Source organism: Allorhizobium paknamense, from assembly GCF_030815125.1.
Classification (GTDB): Bacteria; Pseudomonadota; Alphaproteobacteria; order Rhizobiales; family Rhizobiaceae; genus Allorhizobium; species Allorhizobium paknamense.
This window is the reverse complement of sequence record NZ_JAUSWH010000018.1, coordinates 16614-32524: the sequence shown is the minus strand read 5'-3', so window position 1 is coordinate 32524 and position 15911 is coordinate 16614. Positions and strand designations below refer to the sequence as shown.

12 protein-coding genes are annotated in these 15911 nt (G+C 59.5%); all 12 read right to left on the bottom strand.

Annotated elements, in window-relative coordinates; all coding sequences use genetic code 11:
* Window positions 1-72: 72 nt before the first annotated feature.
* Window positions 73-1719 carry a (2,3-dihydroxybenzoyl)adenylate synthase gene (locus QO005_RS20540; RefSeq protein ID WP_307159875.1) on the bottom strand — a complete coding sequence of 549 codons (1647 nt, stop codon included), beginning with the start codon at window positions 1717-1719 and terminating at the stop codon, window positions 73-75.
* Between the two features lie 210 nt (window positions 1720-1929).
* The gene (locus tag QO005_RS20535) at window positions 1930-2793 is read right to left on the bottom strand and encodes an alpha/beta fold hydrolase (protein ID WP_307159874.1); all 864 of its coding nucleotides are present in this window, start codon (window positions 2791-2793) and stop codon (window positions 1930-1932) included.
* Window positions 2790-4148: a salicylate synthase gene (locus tag QO005_RS20530; RefSeq protein WP_307159873.1), complete on the bottom strand. Its 1359-nt coding sequence runs from the start codon at window positions 4146-4148 to the stop codon at window positions 2790-2792. Before QO005_RS20530 ends, QO005_RS20535 begins: the two co-directional genes overlap by 4 nt.
* Window positions 4149-4158: 10 nt before the next feature.
* Complete coding sequence (locus QO005_RS20525) at window positions 4159-4404, bottom strand: MbtH family protein (protein ID WP_307159872.1); 246 nt, start codon at window positions 4402-4404, stop codon at window positions 4159-4161.
* A 55-nt stretch (window positions 4405-4459) separates the two neighbouring features.
* The gene (locus QO005_RS20520; RefSeq protein WP_307159870.1) at window positions 4460-5806 is read right to left on the bottom strand and encodes a lysine N(6)-hydroxylase/L-ornithine N(5)-oxygenase family protein; all 1347 of its coding nucleotides are present in this window, start codon (window positions 5804-5806) and stop codon (window positions 4460-4462) included.
* 542 nt (window positions 5807-6348) lie between these two features.
* The gene (locus QO005_RS20510) at window positions 6349-7434 is read right to left on the bottom strand and encodes an ABC transporter ATP-binding protein (protein ID WP_307159869.1); all 1086 of its coding nucleotides are present in this window, start codon (window positions 7432-7434) and stop codon (window positions 6349-6351) included.
* A gap of 9 nt (window positions 7435-7443) precedes the next feature.
* Window positions 7444-9690: a glycoside hydrolase family 2 protein gene (locus tag QO005_RS20505; protein ID WP_307159868.1), complete on the bottom strand. Its 2247-nt coding sequence runs from the start codon at window positions 9688-9690 to the stop codon at window positions 7444-7446.
* A gap of 10 nt (window positions 9691-9700) precedes the next feature.
* On the bottom strand, window positions 9701-10525 hold the full coding sequence (locus QO005_RS20500) for a carbohydrate ABC transporter permease (RefSeq protein ID WP_307159867.1): 825 nt from the start codon (window positions 10523-10525) through the stop codon (window positions 9701-9703).
* A complete protein-coding gene (locus tag QO005_RS20495) occupies window positions 10522-11412 on the bottom strand; it encodes a carbohydrate ABC transporter permease (protein ID WP_307159940.1) in 891 nt (296 codons plus the stop codon). Before QO005_RS20495 ends, QO005_RS20500 begins: the two co-directional genes overlap by 4 nt.
* A gap of 86 nt (window positions 11413-11498) precedes the next feature.
* Window positions 11499-12779 carry an ABC transporter substrate-binding protein gene (locus tag QO005_RS20490; RefSeq protein ID WP_370878124.1) on the bottom strand — a complete coding sequence of 427 codons (1281 nt, stop codon included), beginning with the start codon at window positions 12777-12779 and terminating at the stop codon, window positions 11499-11501.
* Window positions 12780-12930: 151 nt separating this feature from the next.
* Window positions 12931-13986, bottom strand: coding sequence for a LacI family DNA-binding transcriptional regulator (locus QO005_RS20485; RefSeq protein WP_307159866.1), 1056 nt, complete (start codon window positions 13984-13986; stop codon window positions 12931-12933).
* A 116-nt stretch (window positions 13987-14102) separates the two neighbouring features.
* Window positions 14103-15470: an alpha-glucosidase/alpha-galactosidase gene (locus QO005_RS20480; RefSeq protein ID WP_307159865.1), complete on the bottom strand. Its 1368-nt coding sequence runs from the start codon at window positions 15468-15470 to the stop codon at window positions 14103-14105.
* Between the last annotated feature and the right edge of the window lie 441 nt (window positions 15471-15911).

Here is a 15911-nt window from a genome sequence, read left to right as displayed (position 1 = left end):
AAATTTTCACTGTTTGTCAGGAGACCAAGACGTCGAAAATGCTCACAACATCTTGGCCATTGTCTTCAATGCTCAGGAGGGCACCGGTTCATCCGCGAGCAAGGCCAGCCGCTTGCGGTCGATCTTGCCGAAGCGCGTGAGCGGAATGTCATCGACAATGCGCAGCCGGTCCGGCAGCTTGTAGGTCGCCACCCCGCGCTGGCGCAGGAAGTCCTTCAACTCCCTCAGGCTGGGCGGCGTCTCCACGGGATGCACGAAGGCAAGCGAAGCCTGCCCGAGATCCGCATCCGGCACGCCCAGCACGGCAATTTCCTTGACGGCAGGATGATCGATCAGATGATTTTCGATCTCCACCGCCGAGAATTTCTCACCGCCGCGATTGATCTGGTCGCCGCTGCGGCCTGCCACCACCAGATGGCCGCTTGGCAGGCGCCGCACCATATCGCCCGTGCGATAGAAACCGTCGGGAGTGAAGCTGCGGGCATTGATTTCAGGCCCGGCCAGATAGGAGCGGATGGTATAGGGGCCGCGCGTCCACAATTCGCCGACCGCACCGTCGGCGACCGGCTGGCCTTCCTCATCGACGATGACGATCTCATCATCGGGCGAAAGCGGGCGGCCTTGAGTGGTTTCGACAATGTCGATCGGATCCTCGGCGCGGGTATAATTCAGCAAACCTTCCGCCATGCCGAAGACCTGCTGCACGCGCACGCCCGGCCATTCGTGAATGCGCCGCGCCACAGACTCCGCCAGTTTGGCACCACCGACCTGCAACAATTTCAGGCTGGAAATATCGGTCTCGTCAAACTCGCGCGCTTCCAGCCACAGCGACACCAGCGTCGGTACGGCCGCAGTCACCGTGACCTTGTGCTTTTCGATCAGCGAGAACACGGAATCCGGGCTCGGCTCGCGGGCCAGCACCACCGTGCCGCCAACGCTGAAAGTGCCGAGCAGGCCAGGGCAGGCCAGCGGGAAATTATGGGCGGCGGAAAGCGCTGCGAGATAAACGGTATTTTCATCGAAACCGCAAGCCTCGGCGCTGGCCCGGGCATTGTAATCATAATCATTATGCGTGCGTGGAATAAGCTTCGGCAGGCCGCCCGTGCCGCCGGAATGGAGGAGCAACGCCACCGCATGCGCATCGACGGGCGGGCGATCAACCGGCGGGCCTGCCATGGCCATCAGGCGATCATAGCTGATGACGCCGTCATCTTCGCCGGGCTCGCCAACCACCACCACCTTGCCGATACCGGGCACGGCGTCGCGCACCCGCCGCATCAGGCCGCGAAAATCATAGCTTGCCTGCCGGTCGGCAATAGCACAGGCAACCGCCCCGGAACCCTTGGCAAGATGGATCACCTCCTGCTCGCGGTGGGTGGGCAGCACCATCACGGGAATGATACCGGCCCTGACCGAACCGAGCAAAAGGCATACCAGTTCCAGCAGATTGGGCAGTTGCAGGATGAAGCGATCACCCGGCGCAAGGCCCCATTGCTGCAAGGCAGAGGCCACCTGGTCGGCAGTCCGGTCCAATTCGGCATAGGTCAGCAAGCGGCCAACGGAATCGATCAGCGCCGGTTTATCCGGATGGCTTGCCGCATAATGGCGAACGGGGGCGGTCAATTCCTCACCGCGCCAATAACCAAGTTCGCGATAACGCCTGGCCACATCGTCAGGCCAGCGGGGAGCGGACAGGGCAGAAACGATAGGATCGGGCATTTTTCCCTCACAAAACAGGCAACAGAAGACCGCTTCCCGCAGAGACGTGAACAATACGTCCGGGATGGCCTAGAGCGTTTCATTGTTTCTACGCATTTCCGGAGGGAAAACCGGTTTCCACTTTTCTCCGGACAATGCTCTAAAATCATTCATGACATCAAACAATGATCGCCATGCTGTCGCAGGACGATCAAAGGGCTTACGACCGGCTCACCGCAGGGTGGCCGAAGCGCGAGGCGCGGCAGCAGACCGTGACGCCGGGAAAACCTCCTGCAAATAGGCAAGAAGCTGCCTGTTCACCGCCTCCGGCTGTTCCAGATAGCCGTAATGGCCGGTCTCCGGCACTTCGAGGTAACGGGCGCCGGGCACGATTCCGGCCAGTTCGCGGCTGAGATAGGCCGGTATGGCCGCATCATCGCGGAACGCCATGATCATCATTGGCACGCTGATGCCGCGATAGGCATCGCTTCGATCCACCAATTGCTCGGAAATCTGCAATTGCGCCTTATGGCCCTTGCTGATCCGGCCATCATCGAAGGCCATGATATCCAGCCAGTCCTGAGCCTGCCCCTCGTTCCGCAGTGTGGCGGGCGACAGATATTGCAGGGCCATGACGGCAGCCCGGTAATCCGGAGGAAGAAGATAGCTTTGCTCGGAAAGCGCAATCTCGCCCCGCGTCATCGCCTGCTGCACCGGATCAAGCCGCGCATGGGCGGCCATGCCGATGACGCAAGCCACCAGATCGGGCCGGGCCAGCGCCGTTTCGGTCACGATCCGCGCGCCGAGCGAGGTTCCGATCAAGGCCACGGAAGACAAGCCCAGATGCTCGATCAGCCCCACGACATCGCCGACCATGTCCTCCATGGTGAAGCCTTCGGGGCATTCATCGCTGGGGGGAATGCCACGATTGGTCATGGTGACCGTGCGATAACCAGCCGCTTTCAGTGCCGGAACCTGATGGATGTCCCAGACCCGGCCAGGGCTGCCCGTTCCCATCACCAGCAGCACTGCAGGGCCTTCGCCGCCGCTGTCGTCGAAAGCGAGATGAATGCCGTTGATGCGCGCCGTCGTCATGCTGTTTTCCCGGCGCGCGGCACGAGGAAGCGGCTGACGCTGCGCAATTTTTCGCAGGTCTCTTCCAGCTCCCGTTCGGGCGTGGATTGGAGGATCAGACCCGCCCCGGCGCGAAGCCAGGTCTGCCCGTTCTTCTGGTAGACCGAGCGCAGCACCAGCGCTGCATCCAGCTCTCCGCTACGCTCCAGCATGATGACCGCACCGCTGTAAAGACCGCGCGGCGTGGCTTCCTTGCTGGCAATCACCGCGCAGGCCTCCCGCTTGGGGATGCCGGAACTGGTGACGGCAGGAAAGACGCTGGCAAAAGCATCCCAGCAGGAACGCTCCTCCGCCATCTGCCCACGAACACCGGAGGCCATATGCTGCACGCTGCCGCGCGCCACGATCTGCATGAAGTTTTCCACGAAAACCGTGCCCGGTGCGCTGACGCTTTCAATCTCGTCCTGCGCCAGCTTTACCGAAAGCGCATGCTCGTAGATTTCCTTGGGGTCCGCCATCATGTCTTCGCGACGGCGGCGATCCTCCTCCGGTTCACCCGTGCGGGCGCAGGTTCCGGCCAGCGGCTGGGTGCGGATAGCGCCGGAGGACGACACCTCTACCACCGCCTGCGGGCTGACACCGGCGGCAGCGATGCCGCCGAGATTGAGCAGGAAGGAGCGGGCGGGCGTATTATTGATCCGCAGGCATTCATAGCTGCGCACCAGGTCGATCTCCTCACTCACCGGCACATGGCGCGAAAGAATGACCTTGCTCAACTTCTTGCCGTCTATGGCGCGGATGGCTTCTGCCGCCCTCAGTTCGAAACCGGTTTCGTCCTGGCGCTCATCCACCGGCACGCGCCGGTTCTGGGTGCCGGGTCTGGCCTGCCGCAGCGCTTCTTCCCAGACATCCGAAAGGGCGGCGTCATCCAGCTGAAGCTCGACACCCTCCGGCCCGATCCGGGCCTCATGGCGCGGCGCCGAGAGATAGAGCAACGGCTCGTCATGGGAGGGGAGCGGAAGCCCCTGCAGGAGATAGGAAAATTCGAAGGCGGCCCAGCCGAACAGGCGGCTGCAATCCGGCGCCTCGCCCAGCAGGTGCTTCACCAGGGCGTTCAGTTGCACCAGCGGCTGCGGTCCCAGAGGCTCGGACACGGAGCCTGCCGGGGTCTTCAGATGAAACCCATTCCGGTTGAGAACCAGTTCCGCGACAGAGCCCGCACCGAAGAAGAAGGTCCCGGCCTTTTCATAGAGGATATAGGGCTGCTCGCCAGCCTGAGCCTCGACCACATCCGCCAAAGCGCAGGCCTTGACGACGTGATCGAACACGGACACCTCGCCCCGTTCATGCCCCGCGTGAACCGCAACAGCAGACATGACCCTCTCCTCAGGCGACATCGAAGGCAGCAGTGGCAACCTGCGCGCCACCACGCACCGAGCGCGGCCGGATATCCGTCCAGACCTTGTCGACCCAGGCCAGAACCTCATCCCGCGGCAGGCCATGGGGCGCGCCATAGGCAATGCGCCAACCCGCCGGAACGGCCTGGAAGGTTGGCCAAAGGGAATATTGCTCCTCGTCATTGACGAGAGCAAAGAAGGAGCCCTTGGGATCGTCGAAAGGATTTATCGTCATGATCTACTCCTGACTTATAAATGAATGAAGCACGCCACCGGTTGTCTCAGCCTTCTCAGGCGGTCAGCTTTCGCGGTTGGCTGCTTTCTATGTCGCGCGCATCGGTGACGGCCTGAAGAATTTCCGCCGCGCGGATGGCGATATTGGAGAGCAGCGTGGAGGTGAGCCCGTGGCTGTGTTCGACACTGCCATTGAGGAAAAACCCGCCGGAAACGTGCTGAAGATCGAGCGAGTAATCCCGATTGACCAGTGGCTGGCCGTTTTCAAACCCACCCCTGCTCTCAAGACCGGGGCCAAACAGGCTGCCGATATCGAAGGGCTTGAAGCCTGTAGCGAAGACAACGGCATCTACCGTCAAAGCCTTGCGATGGCGGTTGCCGAGATCGCGCAACACCACGCGCACGCCATCCGCACCATCCTCGATCTCTTCGATTTCCGTGGTCCGGTGAACGTGGAGCCGCCTTTGCCCGGTCAGCGTCTCGTTATATTCGCGCCGATACAGGTCTTCGATCAGATCCGCATCGACAGCCGCGTAATTGGTCGGCCAGTGATAGGCGAGCAGACGCTCCTTGAGATCGGCGGGCGCACTGTAGAATTCATCGACGGAGGCCGGATCGAAGATGCGGTTGACGAACGGCGTATCATCGGATGGGGAATAGCCAAACCGCCGCAGAGAACTGTGCACCTCAGCATCCGGATAGGTTTCGTGCAGGTAGGCGACCACTTCCGCCGCACTCTGGCCTGCCCCCACCACCAGGAAGGACTTGTTCTGGCGGGCGGGAACCTGCGAGAGATTGGATAGCAGCTTCTGATTATGGAAAATCCGAGCGCTGACCTTTATCCCCTCCGGCAGCACCGGCTGATAACCCATGCCCAGAACGACATTGCGCGCCTGAAAGACCTGTTCTTCCGCGCCGTTCGACGCCGTCACCACGAAATTGCGGCCATTCCAGTCAATCTGTCTTGCCTGCACGCCATAGGACACCGCAGCATCCACGCGATTGGCCGCCCAGAGGAGATAGTCATAAAACTCTGCGCGCGAGGGAAAGAATGTCTTGAGATTGATAAAATCGGACAGCCGTTGACGTTCGTGAAGATAATTCAAAAAGGAATAGGAACTGGTGGGAGATCTCAGCGAAACGAGATCCTTCAGAAAACTGATCTGCATCGTGGTATTGGGCAGCAACATTCCGTTGTGCCAACCAAAGGAGGCTTTTGCTTCCAGAAACCGTGCGCTCAACCGATCGGTCGGAGGCAATTGCTGGTTCCGTTCTTCCATGGCGATGGCGAGGCCCAGATTGGCCGGGCCGAAGCCGATACCCAACACATCCAGCAAACCCTGCTCTCCCATTTCCTGGCTTGATGCCCTGTCACCTCGGCGGCCCTGCGGCGTCGTTGACATAAGTTGGCTCTCCTATCGTGAAGCCTCGATTTTTCAGCAGCCAGCCAAATGGCCAAGCGGGATCACGTCCCGAAGCAGTGCTTCAGGATGAGATACGACAGCGATGAGCACAGGAACTCCGTGACGCCGGGAACCCGCCTTCCGGTTGTTTGACGGCTTGCGGCGTGGTTATAGCCAAACAGGACGGTCTCGTCCAGACATTCATGACTAAAAAAATCATGTTTTAGAGTGTTCCAGGAAAAGTGGGAACCGGCTTTCCGTTAGGAAACGCGGAAACACTCTGGAATTCGGGGCGAGTGTGGCCTTCCAGACCATGTCATTTTGAATGGGAGGAGGTCAGGCCAGTGAGCCATTCTAGAAAAAACGAAACCCGCACGGCCTTTTCAGATGACCTGCGGGTTTTGAAGCCTTTCAGTGTTTCCCGGAAACACTGTTAGAGCGCCTTTCGATCTGATTGAATCAGATCGGCGCTCTAACCTTTTCTTTTTGAAGCATAATCTTATTCGTCCTCGTTTCACTCCGGTCGGATTATGCTATAAACCCTAGCGAATTCGCAGACCGCGATCATCGAAGAGCAGGCTGCGCGCCGCTTCGAAACCGAGGGCAAGACGGTCGCCGCTTGCAATCTTCCGCCGGTCCCGCTGCTCGGCAACGATCTCTGCGCCGTTCACCTGCGCATAGACGAAGGCAGTCGACCCGAGATTTTCGGCGGCGATAACGGATACGTTCAGGGACGCATCGCCGGTGCCTGCCGTGTTGATATGTTCAGGGCGAATGCCGAGTTTCACCGCATCGCCGATCTTCACACCCTCCGCCTTCACAGGCAGCGTGATTGCCGCCCCTTCGGCGCCGTCAATGATGATCCTCACGCCATCAGCATCCCTGGACGCAACGCGGGCGGGCAGGAAATTCATTTTCGGAGAGCCGATGAAGCCCGCGACGAACATATTGTCCGGATCGTCATAAAGTGTCATGGGCGAACCCACCTGCTCCACCACACCGGCACGCAGCACGACAATCTTGTCGGCCAGCGTCATGGCTTCCACCTGATCGTGGGTGACATAGATCACCGTGGTTTTCAGCTGTTTGTGCAACTGCGCGATTTCAAGGCGCATATGCACGCGCAGTTCCGCATCGAGATTGGAGAGCGGCTCGTCGAACAGAAACACCTGCGGTTCGCGGACGATGGCCCGGCCGATGGCAACGCGCTGGCGCTGGCCGCCGGAAAGCGCGCCCGGCTTGCGGTCCATCAGGGCATCCAGCTTGAGGCTGGCGGCAGCAGCATTGACGCGGCGATCAATCTCCGTCTTGTCCATGCCGGCAAACCTGAGGGCAAAGCCCATATTCTCCCGCACCGTCATATGCGGATAGAGCGCATAGGACTGGAACACCATGGCAATGCCGCGCTTGGAGGGATCGACATCGTTCATCTCCGCGCCGCCGATCTTCAGCGAGCCGGAAGAAATATCCTCCAGCCCGGCGATCATCCGCAGCAAGGTCGATTTTCCGCAACCGGAAGGGCCGACGAAGACCACGAATTCCCCGGTCTGGATGGAGAGATCGACGCCCTTGATGACCTCGACCGCGCCATAGCTTTTGCGGATATCGGTGAGCGAAACATCGGCCATGGGTGATCCTCAAGCAACCGTCAGCGTGATCGTCTGCTCGCCGAAGGGGCGGCAACGCGCCTTCAGCGTCAATTTGCCAGCCTCATTGCCAGCCTCGATATAGAGGCCGGTGGTGCCGCCCTTGAAGCTGGACAGCGTCGGCCCGATGATGCGGCCCGGACCTTCGAGCGACAGCTCGACCGGATCATCGAAGAAGGGCAGGATATTGCCGCACTGGTCAAGCGCCCGAAGGATGACGCGCACCGTATCCTTCTCGCCAGCCTTCAGCTCACTATCATCCGCCTCGATCTGCAGGGCGCCGGGCACGGGATCGCCCGCCAGTTCCACCGTCTTCACCGGCTTGCCATCGACATAGCCGGTGATCACGCCGCCGCGCCACTGGAGGCCCCAGGTGCCGAACTCGGCAGGCGTGACATTCCGCTCATCCAGAACCACCGGCGGATGCGGCAGATGCGGATAGTTCTGGCGGTCGGGATCGATCCGCTTCGGCGGCAGATCGCCGAACTTCACCTCGACATAATCGCAATTGGTGAGGATGATCAGCGGCAGGATGCCGCCGATATTGCGCTCGCCGCGCGCCCAGTAGGTTACCGGCTTCAGCACCACGCCGCCCTCAGGGTCGCCTTGCGAGGCATAGGCATAGGCCGCGAATTTCGGCTCGCGATACATGTCCATCACACCGTGATAGCAGATGCGGTCACCGGCGCCGAAATCCTTGTGGGTGTTGTAATCGAACATGCACCAGCCGGTGCAGCCGGAAATGTTTTCGTCGCCCGCCGCCGCATTCAGCACCAGAAGGTGACGCGTGACATGTTCGGCCTGCCGCTGTTCCTGATCGAAACGCTTGGTGGGATACATATGGCCGTTATACTCGGTAATCATATACGGCACTTTTTCGCTCTTGCCGGTGATTTCCGACTGACTGCGCAGCACGACCCGGCCGCGATTATTGCCCGGCTGCTCTTCAAGCCCGAGAATGAAATCGTTCTGGGTGTGCACATCCTCCAGCAATTCGCTATCGGTAATGAAGCGCACGCCGCCGGTCTGGCGGGTAGTGTCCAGTTCGCGGGCGACGCGGTTGGTTTCCAGGTAGAAATCGTGATTGTCCTGGGATTCGTTGATGCGCACACCCCAGATGATGATGGAGGGATGGTTCCAGTCGCGCTCGATCATGCGGCGGACATTTTCAACCGATTCCTGCTGCCATGCCTTGTCGCCGATATGCTGCCAGCCGGGAATTTCCTCAAACACCAGAAGACCGATCTCGTCGCAGCGATCCAGGAACCACTTGGACTGCGGATAGTGCGATGTGCGCACCACATTGCAGCGCAAGTCGAACTTCATCTGGTCGGCGTCCTTTTCCTGGCCGCGGCGGCCCATGGCATAGCCAAGATGAGGCCAGGCCTGATGGCGGTTGAGCCCACGCAGCTTGACGTTCCGGCCATTGAGGAAGAAGCCGTCGATGCGATATTCTGCGGTGCGGAAGCCGAAGCGGCTGGAATAGCTGTCCTTGCCCGTTGGCGTTTCAAGCTCGGCCGTCAGGGTGTAAAGCACCGGATTGTCCAGATCCCAAAGCTCCGCGCCCTCGATACCCTCCAGCCGCAGCGTCAGATCATCGCTGGAAACCTCGGCCTTTGTGGAGGCCATAACCTTTCCGCTCTTGTCGGTGATCGTCACGGTGACCGCGCCGGACAGCGGCTGCGACTGCGGATTTGCAAGGAAGATACGGGCCGTGACCGTCTTCTTTTCGGCCAGAGCTTCCGGCGTTTCAATCTTCACATTGCGGATGGAAACCGGCGTCGTCACCTTCAGCCATGCATCGCGATAGATACCGGCATAGGTGAGGTAGTCTATCTGGCCGCCAAAGGGCGGAATGGCAGGGTTTTCGGAGCCATCCACCTTGACTGTCAGCAGGTTTTTGCCCGCTTTCAGCTTCGGCGTCAGGCGCGCCTCGAAGGGGGTATAGCCATCCTTGTGAGCAAGAATTTCCTCGCCATTCAGATAGACGACGTTATCGGCCATGGCGCCATCAAAGACCACCGAAACCTCGCGACCTTCGAAGCCCGCCTCCCAGACGATTTCCTTCTGGTAGGTGAAGGCGCGCTGATAGCATTTTTCGTCAAAATAGTTGAAGGGCAGCTCCACAGCCGTGTGCGGCAGTTGAATGACCTCACCGGCAAGCAGTTCACCGGCGCGCGCGGCGGAAAAGCCTTCCGTAAAGGTCCAGCCCTTGTTGAAGCTTTCATAACGACGCATATCAATATTCCTATTTAATGGAGCCGAGCATGCCCTGCACGAACTGGCGCTGCATGGCGAAGAAGACGAAAAGGGTGGGCAGGGTGGCGAGGATCGTGCCGATCATCACCGTGCCGTATTCGGGGTAATAGGCCGAGGCGAGCGAGGAGACGACCAGCGTGATGGTCTTCGTCTCGTTGGATTGCAGCACGATTAGCGGCCAGAGATAGTTGTTCCAGTTCATCATGAAGACGATGACGAAGGCCGCCGCAAAGGTGGAGCGCATCACTGGCAGATAGATGTAGAAGAAGATCTGCCATTCCTTCAGACCATCCACCTTGGCGGCATCGCGCAGCTCTCCGGGAAAGGCTTTCGTTGCCTGACGGAAGTAGAAGATGATGAAGGCGGAGGCGAGCGTCGGCAGGATGATCGCCACATGGGTGTTGATGAGCCCGGCCTGTGACATCAGCAGGAAGAGCGGGATCATCAGCGCCGCAAAGGGCACCATCAGCGTCAGCAGCACCACGGCATAAAGGCGGTCGCGCAGCCTGGATCGGAACATTTCGAAGCCATAGCCCGCCATGGACGAGATCAGCACCGTGAGCGCGGTGCCGAAAATGGCGATCTTGATCGAGTTCCAGAACACCAGCGGCACATCCACCTTGGTGAAGAAATCCGCGATATTGGCGAACAGCGCCGTGCCGAAGGAGACCCTGCCGCGCACGATGTCGGCCGTGGTATTGGTTGCGCCGATCACCATCCAGAAGAAGGGAAAGATCGACAGGAAAGCCGCAAAGCCCAGCAGCAGATATTGGACCAGTGAGCCCAGACGGCGTTTCGTGCTGTAGCTGGTCATTGTTTTTCCCTCGCGGCATAGAACTGGAAGAGGGACAACAGCGCCACCAGCACCACGATGACGTAGGAGACGGTTGCCGCATAGCCAAAGCTCGGCATGTAGCGGAAGGTAAGGTTGTAGATATAAAGCGACAGCGTCAGCGTGGAATTGGCCGGGCCGCCGATTCCTGCCGTCAGGTTATAGACCTCATCGAAGAGCTGTAGCGTGCCGATGGTGGAGGTAATGGTGGTGAACAGGATCACCGGCTTCAGCATCGGCACCGTCAGGTGCAGGAAGCGCCGCCAGGACGGCACGCCATCCACAGTGGCCGCTTCATAGATGGAGCGGTCGATATTCTGCATGGCAGCGAGATAGAAGATCATGTTGTAACCGGTCCAGCGCCAGGTAATGGCGATGATGATCAGCACCTTGGCCCAGAACGGGTCCGTCAGCCAGCCGATCGGCTCGGCCATCAGGCCAAGCGACATCAGCGTGTTGTTGACCACGCCATCGACGGAAAACATGCTCTTGAACAGCACCGAATAGGCAACCAGCGAGGAGACGCAGGGCAGGAAGATCGCGGTGCGGAAAAAGCCCACGAAGCGCAAGCGCGGATTGTTCAGCGCCGCTGCCAGCAGAATGGCAAGCGTGATCATGATCGGCACCTGGACGATGAAGAAAATCATCGTATTGCCCAGCGCCTTCAGAAAGACGGGATCGTTGCTCAGCCGGAGGATGTTATCCGCCCCGGCAAATTTCTGCATCATGCCCCGGCCCGAATAGAAGGACAGGACGAGCGAACGGATGATCGGATAGACCAAAAAGATCCCGATCAACAGCAGGGCGGGCGCGGTAAACAGCCAGCCGCTCATCTGGTATTGACGGGCAAGTCCACCCCGGCGTGCCATCGCAGCCATTGGCGCCTCCAGATCGATGAGGGGCAACCGCGGATCACCCGATCCGCAGTCGCAAGCTCGTATGTGATTATGTGCCGTTACTGGATCAGGCCCTCAGCCTGTTCCTCGATGCCCTTCAGCACCTGGTCGATCGGCTGGCCCTTGGTCAGATCGGCAAGATGCGCGGTGACCGCCGTATCCAGCTCGTTGGTAAAGACGCCGTAATTGACGGACGGCACCTTGGCGAGCCAGTCGGAGAAGCTCTGCCAGACCTTTTCACCCCCGAAGAAGGCATCCGGCGCGCCATAGGCAGAGCCGGTGCGCGCACCCAGCATGGTGCCCATGGCGCCGCGCTCGGTCAGGATCTTCTGGTAGAAATCATTGTCCTTGCCATAGATTTCATTGAGAAAATCGATGGCCTCATCCTTTTCCTTGGAATTTTCCAGCACATACCAGCTGGAGCCGCCAAGGTTGGAGGCATTGACCGCGCCCGGCACATTCGGCTTCGGCGTGGCGGCAACGCCCCACTTGCCGAACTGATCCTTCTGCGCCTTGATAGTGCCGGTAAACCATACGCCGGTCAGCACGCCCGCGACATTGCCGGAAACGGCATTCTGCGCGTAATCGGTCCAGCCGGTGGACAGCTTGGCCAGACCGTCCTTGATCAGCTTGGACTGTATTTCCAGCGAGGCCTTCAACGGCGCGTTATTGGTAATCGAGAGCTTGCCATCCTTGTCGAAATACCAGCCGCCGCCAGCCTGCATGATGATGCGCGTCATGCCGCCGTCATTGGCGTCGAGCGGGATCAGCTGTTTGCCGGTCTTTTCCTTGACCTGCTTGCCGATTTCGAGGAATCGGTCCCAGGTCAGGTTCTGCATGTCTTCCGGCTTGAAGCCTGCGGCTTCGATAATGTCCTTGCGGTAAAACAGCGCCGTGGTGCCGGTATCGAAGGGCATGCCATAGGTCTTGCCCTCAAGCGTCATCAGTTCGACCTTGTAGGGTGCGAAATTCTTGTAATCCACCTTGCCACTCATCGGCGCGAAGGCGCCGGGGAAGGATTGCAGATATTTCTGGGCGCCGTAATCCTCGATCAGCACGATATCCGGCAGCGTATCGGTGGCGCCGGAGGCAAGGCCGGTCTGGAGCTTCTGCTCGACATCCGCCTTGGCGAAATCCACCACCTTGACCGTGGTGCCGGGGTGCTTGGCGCTATAGCGTGCACCCGCTTCCTTCATGATCGCCACGTTGAAATTCGGGTCCCAGCACCAGACGGTAATTTCACCGGCAGCAGCAGCGGCAGCAGAGACCAGCAAGGAACTGGCCATCAGGCCCGCCAGCATGGCCGCCTTTCCGGATCTCTGTTTGGCGCGCGACGTGATCCTGTCATTCTTCATCGACTTCCTCCCCTGTTTTAAACTGGCCATTGCGGTCCGGCCCGGCTCCTCCGGTCAGCGGACTATTTCCCGCTCCCCTTTTTGAAGCAAGAAAATATTTAGTAAATTTTTTTCGCAACTGCGAAAGATAACAACTTTAAGGATGCAGGGAGCTGTCGCGCCAGAACATGCGCGTCGGGATGGTGACATGCTTGGAATAGCTGCGCCCCTCCAGGCGCTCGAGCAGCAGATCCACGGCCGCTTCGCCGATACTGTCGCCGGGAATGTGCATGGTCGACAAGGTCGGGTTGAGAAACTGCGTCACCGGTATATCGTTGAAGGAGGCAAGCGCCACATCGGCCGGGATCGTCAACCCCTCCTCCTGAATGGCGCGATAGGCACCAATCGCCATATTATCATTGGCCGCCAGGATGGCATCAGGCCGCTCAGGCAGAGCGAGCAGCCGCCGCGCCTGTTCATACCCCACCTCCAGACGCAGATTATGCCCCCATTTGCGTCCCTCGCCCAGCGCCAGCAAAGTTGGATCGAACAGGTGTTTCGAGCGCATCCAGTCGAGATAGGCCCGGCAACGCAGTTCCGTGTAGGGCTCCGTATTGCCATCCATCAACTCGTTGCAGCCGATGAAACCGATGCGGCGATACCCGGCCTGCCAAAGCCCGTCGAGAATCTCCAGCGTGGCTTTCCCAAGATCGGCGGTGACGAAATCATGATCGGCCAGACGCGGATTGACATCGGCGAACACCACCTGCGGACAGCTTGCGGTAAGGGCTGCGATTTCTTCCGCTGCGTGCCGGCCAATGACGATCGCACCGGGCATGGTGCCGTGATCCTTGGCATTCCAGGGGGAAAAGGGCGTAAAAACGCGGCCGATCTCCAAACCCTTTTCCGCACAGCGCCGCTCAATCCCAAGCCGGACGCCGACATAATAGGGATCGAACAGCTCCTGCTCGGAGGTGAGGAAATGCAAAACGGCAATACGCGCGCGCAGGGGCGAGCGTGGGGCGGCGTGCCCAGCCGCCTTGCCATTGCGATAACGCTTGCGCGGCGTGGCATAGTCAAGCGCCACTGCCGCTTCAAGAATGGCCTGCCGCTTGGCTTCGGTGATCGAAAGCGTATCGTCGTCATTCAATACGCGAGACACGGTTCCGGAGGAAACCCCGGCAATCCTTGCGATCTCGCGTATTGTCGCCATGCTGCACCCTTATTCCCGTCGCGAAGGTAAAACCTTCGATTTTGTCTAGTAAATATTTACTAGACGAGTTCTACGCTGACGGGAAGCCTCTTTGCAACGGCAGCATGGCAAGTGCATCAGGCCGCTTTCGTCTCTCTGATGCGCGCCCATTCCGGCAACCAGTTGCCATGGGCGACCAGAAGCTCATCCACCAGCGACCAGATCTGGTCGAGATCAAGTTCGGCGGCGGTATGGGGGTCCATCATCGCGGCGTGGTAGATGTGCTCGCGGTTCTCGGTCATCAGCGCCTTCACCGTCAGTTCCTGGACATTGATGTTGGTGCGCATCAGGGCCGTCAGTTGCGGCGGCAATTCGCCGATGAAGGTGGGCTGGATGCCTGACGCGTCGACCAGGCAGGGCACTTCCGCTGCACAGGCCGCCGGCAGCGACGTGATACAGCCGTTATTGCGCACATTGCCGTAGATCACGGCGGGCTCGCCGGTCCAGACGGAGTTCATGATGGTCGAGGCATATTCATGCGAGGGCTTCACCTCGATCCGGTCCGCCGTGCGATAGGCTTCCGCCTGATCCTTCCACCGCTCTACCTGTTCGATGCAGCGCTTCGGATATTCATCGAGCGGAATGCCGTATTTCTCGATCAGGTCCTCGCGGCCCCGCTTGATGAAATAGGGCGTGTATTCGGCAAAATGCTCTGAGCTTTCGGTGACGAAATAGCCAAGACGGGTCAACATCTCATACCGCACCTTGTTCGGGCAGCGCGGGTTCCAGCCGGGCTTCGGCGCACGGCCTTCGCGATAGCAGCGAACGAGATCCGGATAGAGATCGCGATAGGATCCGTCCGGCTGGCGATGCTCGAAGGTGAGATAGAAGGCCATATGGTTGATACCGGCCGCGCGGTAACGGATCTCCTCATAGGGAAGATCGAGATCATGCGCCAGTTCATGCGCCGTGCCTTGAACGGAATGGCAAAGCCCCACCTGACGGATCTGCGGATATTTCTCGGCAATCGCCCAGGTGTTGATCGCCATCGGATTTACATATTGCAGCATGATGGCATTGGGGCAGACGGCCAGCATGTCCTCGCAGATCTTCCACAGATGCGGCACGGTCCGCAGCCCGCGCATAATGCCGCCCACGCCCAGCGTATCAGCGATGGTCTGGCGCAGACCGTATTTTTTCGGCACCTCGAAATCGGTCACCGTGCAAGGCTCGTAACCACCGATCTGGAAGGCGACGACGACGAAATCGGCCCCGTCGAGCGCGGCGCGCTGGTCGGTAAAGGTCTCAGCCGTTGCGCCCACGCCAAGGGTGGCAATCAGCTTGTTGGCCACCAGCGCGCTTTCCTCAAGGCGGCCCTTGTCTATATCCATCAAGGCAATGCGCGCGCCCGACAAGGCAGGACGCTGCAGCACGTCGCCGATGATGTTCTTCATGAAAACGGTGGAGCCTGCACCGATAAAGGTGATCTTGGGGTGTCTTGTCATCCTGCGCCTCTGGGATTTTGATCGCTGCCGTCCGGCGGCATGCCGGGTAAAACCTGCGGATCAAGCTCTTGATTGCCGAAAGCTTAGGAGGGAATCCATGCTCCGACTAGGGAAGGATTATGCTTTTACGGGTAATTTTGTGCTGGAAAATCGAATCACGGATGGCATCCGCCTCGGCAGGGCTTCGATCCGGCACGACCGTAATAATCGGCCGGGGCCAATCGATTGAGGGTTGTACGCTCTTGTCAGGAGACCGCCCGGCCATTCCCTGCACGTTCGTACAAAAAGCAGGCGGAAGAGCGCCAAAACCCCGGCGCTACGGCCCTCGCGAGGGGCGCGCGAAACGGGAATTGGATCAATTTCCTCAACCCTATGTTTTTGGGCAAAACGGCATCCGATGAAAATGTCTCACGAAAGACCCTAAATTTTTATGGGCATGTC

Excerpts from the sequence above, each read along its gene's own strand:
- QO005_RS20535 (WP_307159874.1), bottom strand. The coding sequence starts at position 2,793 with ATGACGACGGCGCGCATCAACGGCATTCATCTCGCTTTCGACGACAGC.
- QO005_RS20505 (WP_307159868.1), bottom strand. The coding sequence starts at position 9,690 with ATGCGTCGTTATGAAAGCTTCAACAAGGGCTGGACCTTTACGGAAGGC.
- QO005_RS20485 (WP_307159866.1), bottom strand. The coding sequence starts at position 13,986 with ATGGCGACAATACGCGAGATCGCAAGGATTGCCGGGGTTTCCTCCGGA.
- QO005_RS20525 (WP_307159872.1), bottom strand. The coding sequence starts at position 4,404 with ATGACGATAAATCCTTTCGACGATCCCAAGGGCTCCTTCTTTGCTCTC.
- QO005_RS20480 (WP_307159865.1), bottom strand. The coding sequence starts at position 15,470 with ATGACAAGACACCCCAAGATCACCTTTATCGGTGCAGGCTCCACCGTT.
- QO005_RS20530 (WP_307159873.1), bottom strand. The coding sequence starts at position 4,148 with ATGTCTGCTGTTGCGGTTCACGCGGGGCATGAACGGGGCGAGGTGTCC.
- QO005_RS20520 (WP_307159870.1), bottom strand. The coding sequence starts at position 5,806 with ATGTCAACGACGCCGCAGGGCCGCCGAGGTGACAGGGCATCAAGCCAG.
- QO005_RS20510 (WP_307159869.1), bottom strand. The coding sequence starts at position 7,434 with ATGGCCGATGTTTCGCTCACCGATATCCGCAAAAGCTATGGCGCGGTC.
- QO005_RS20500 (WP_307159867.1), bottom strand. The coding sequence starts at position 10,525 with ATGACCAGCTACAGCACGAAACGCCGTCTGGGCTCACTGGTCCAATAT.
- QO005_RS20495 (WP_307159940.1), bottom strand. The coding sequence starts at position 11,412 with ATGGCACGCCGGGGTGGACTTGCCCGTCAATACCAGATGAGCGGCTGG.
- QO005_RS20540 (WP_307159875.1), bottom strand. The coding sequence starts at position 1,719 with ATGCCCGATCCTATCGTTTCTGCCCTGTCCGCTCCCCGCTGGCCTGAC.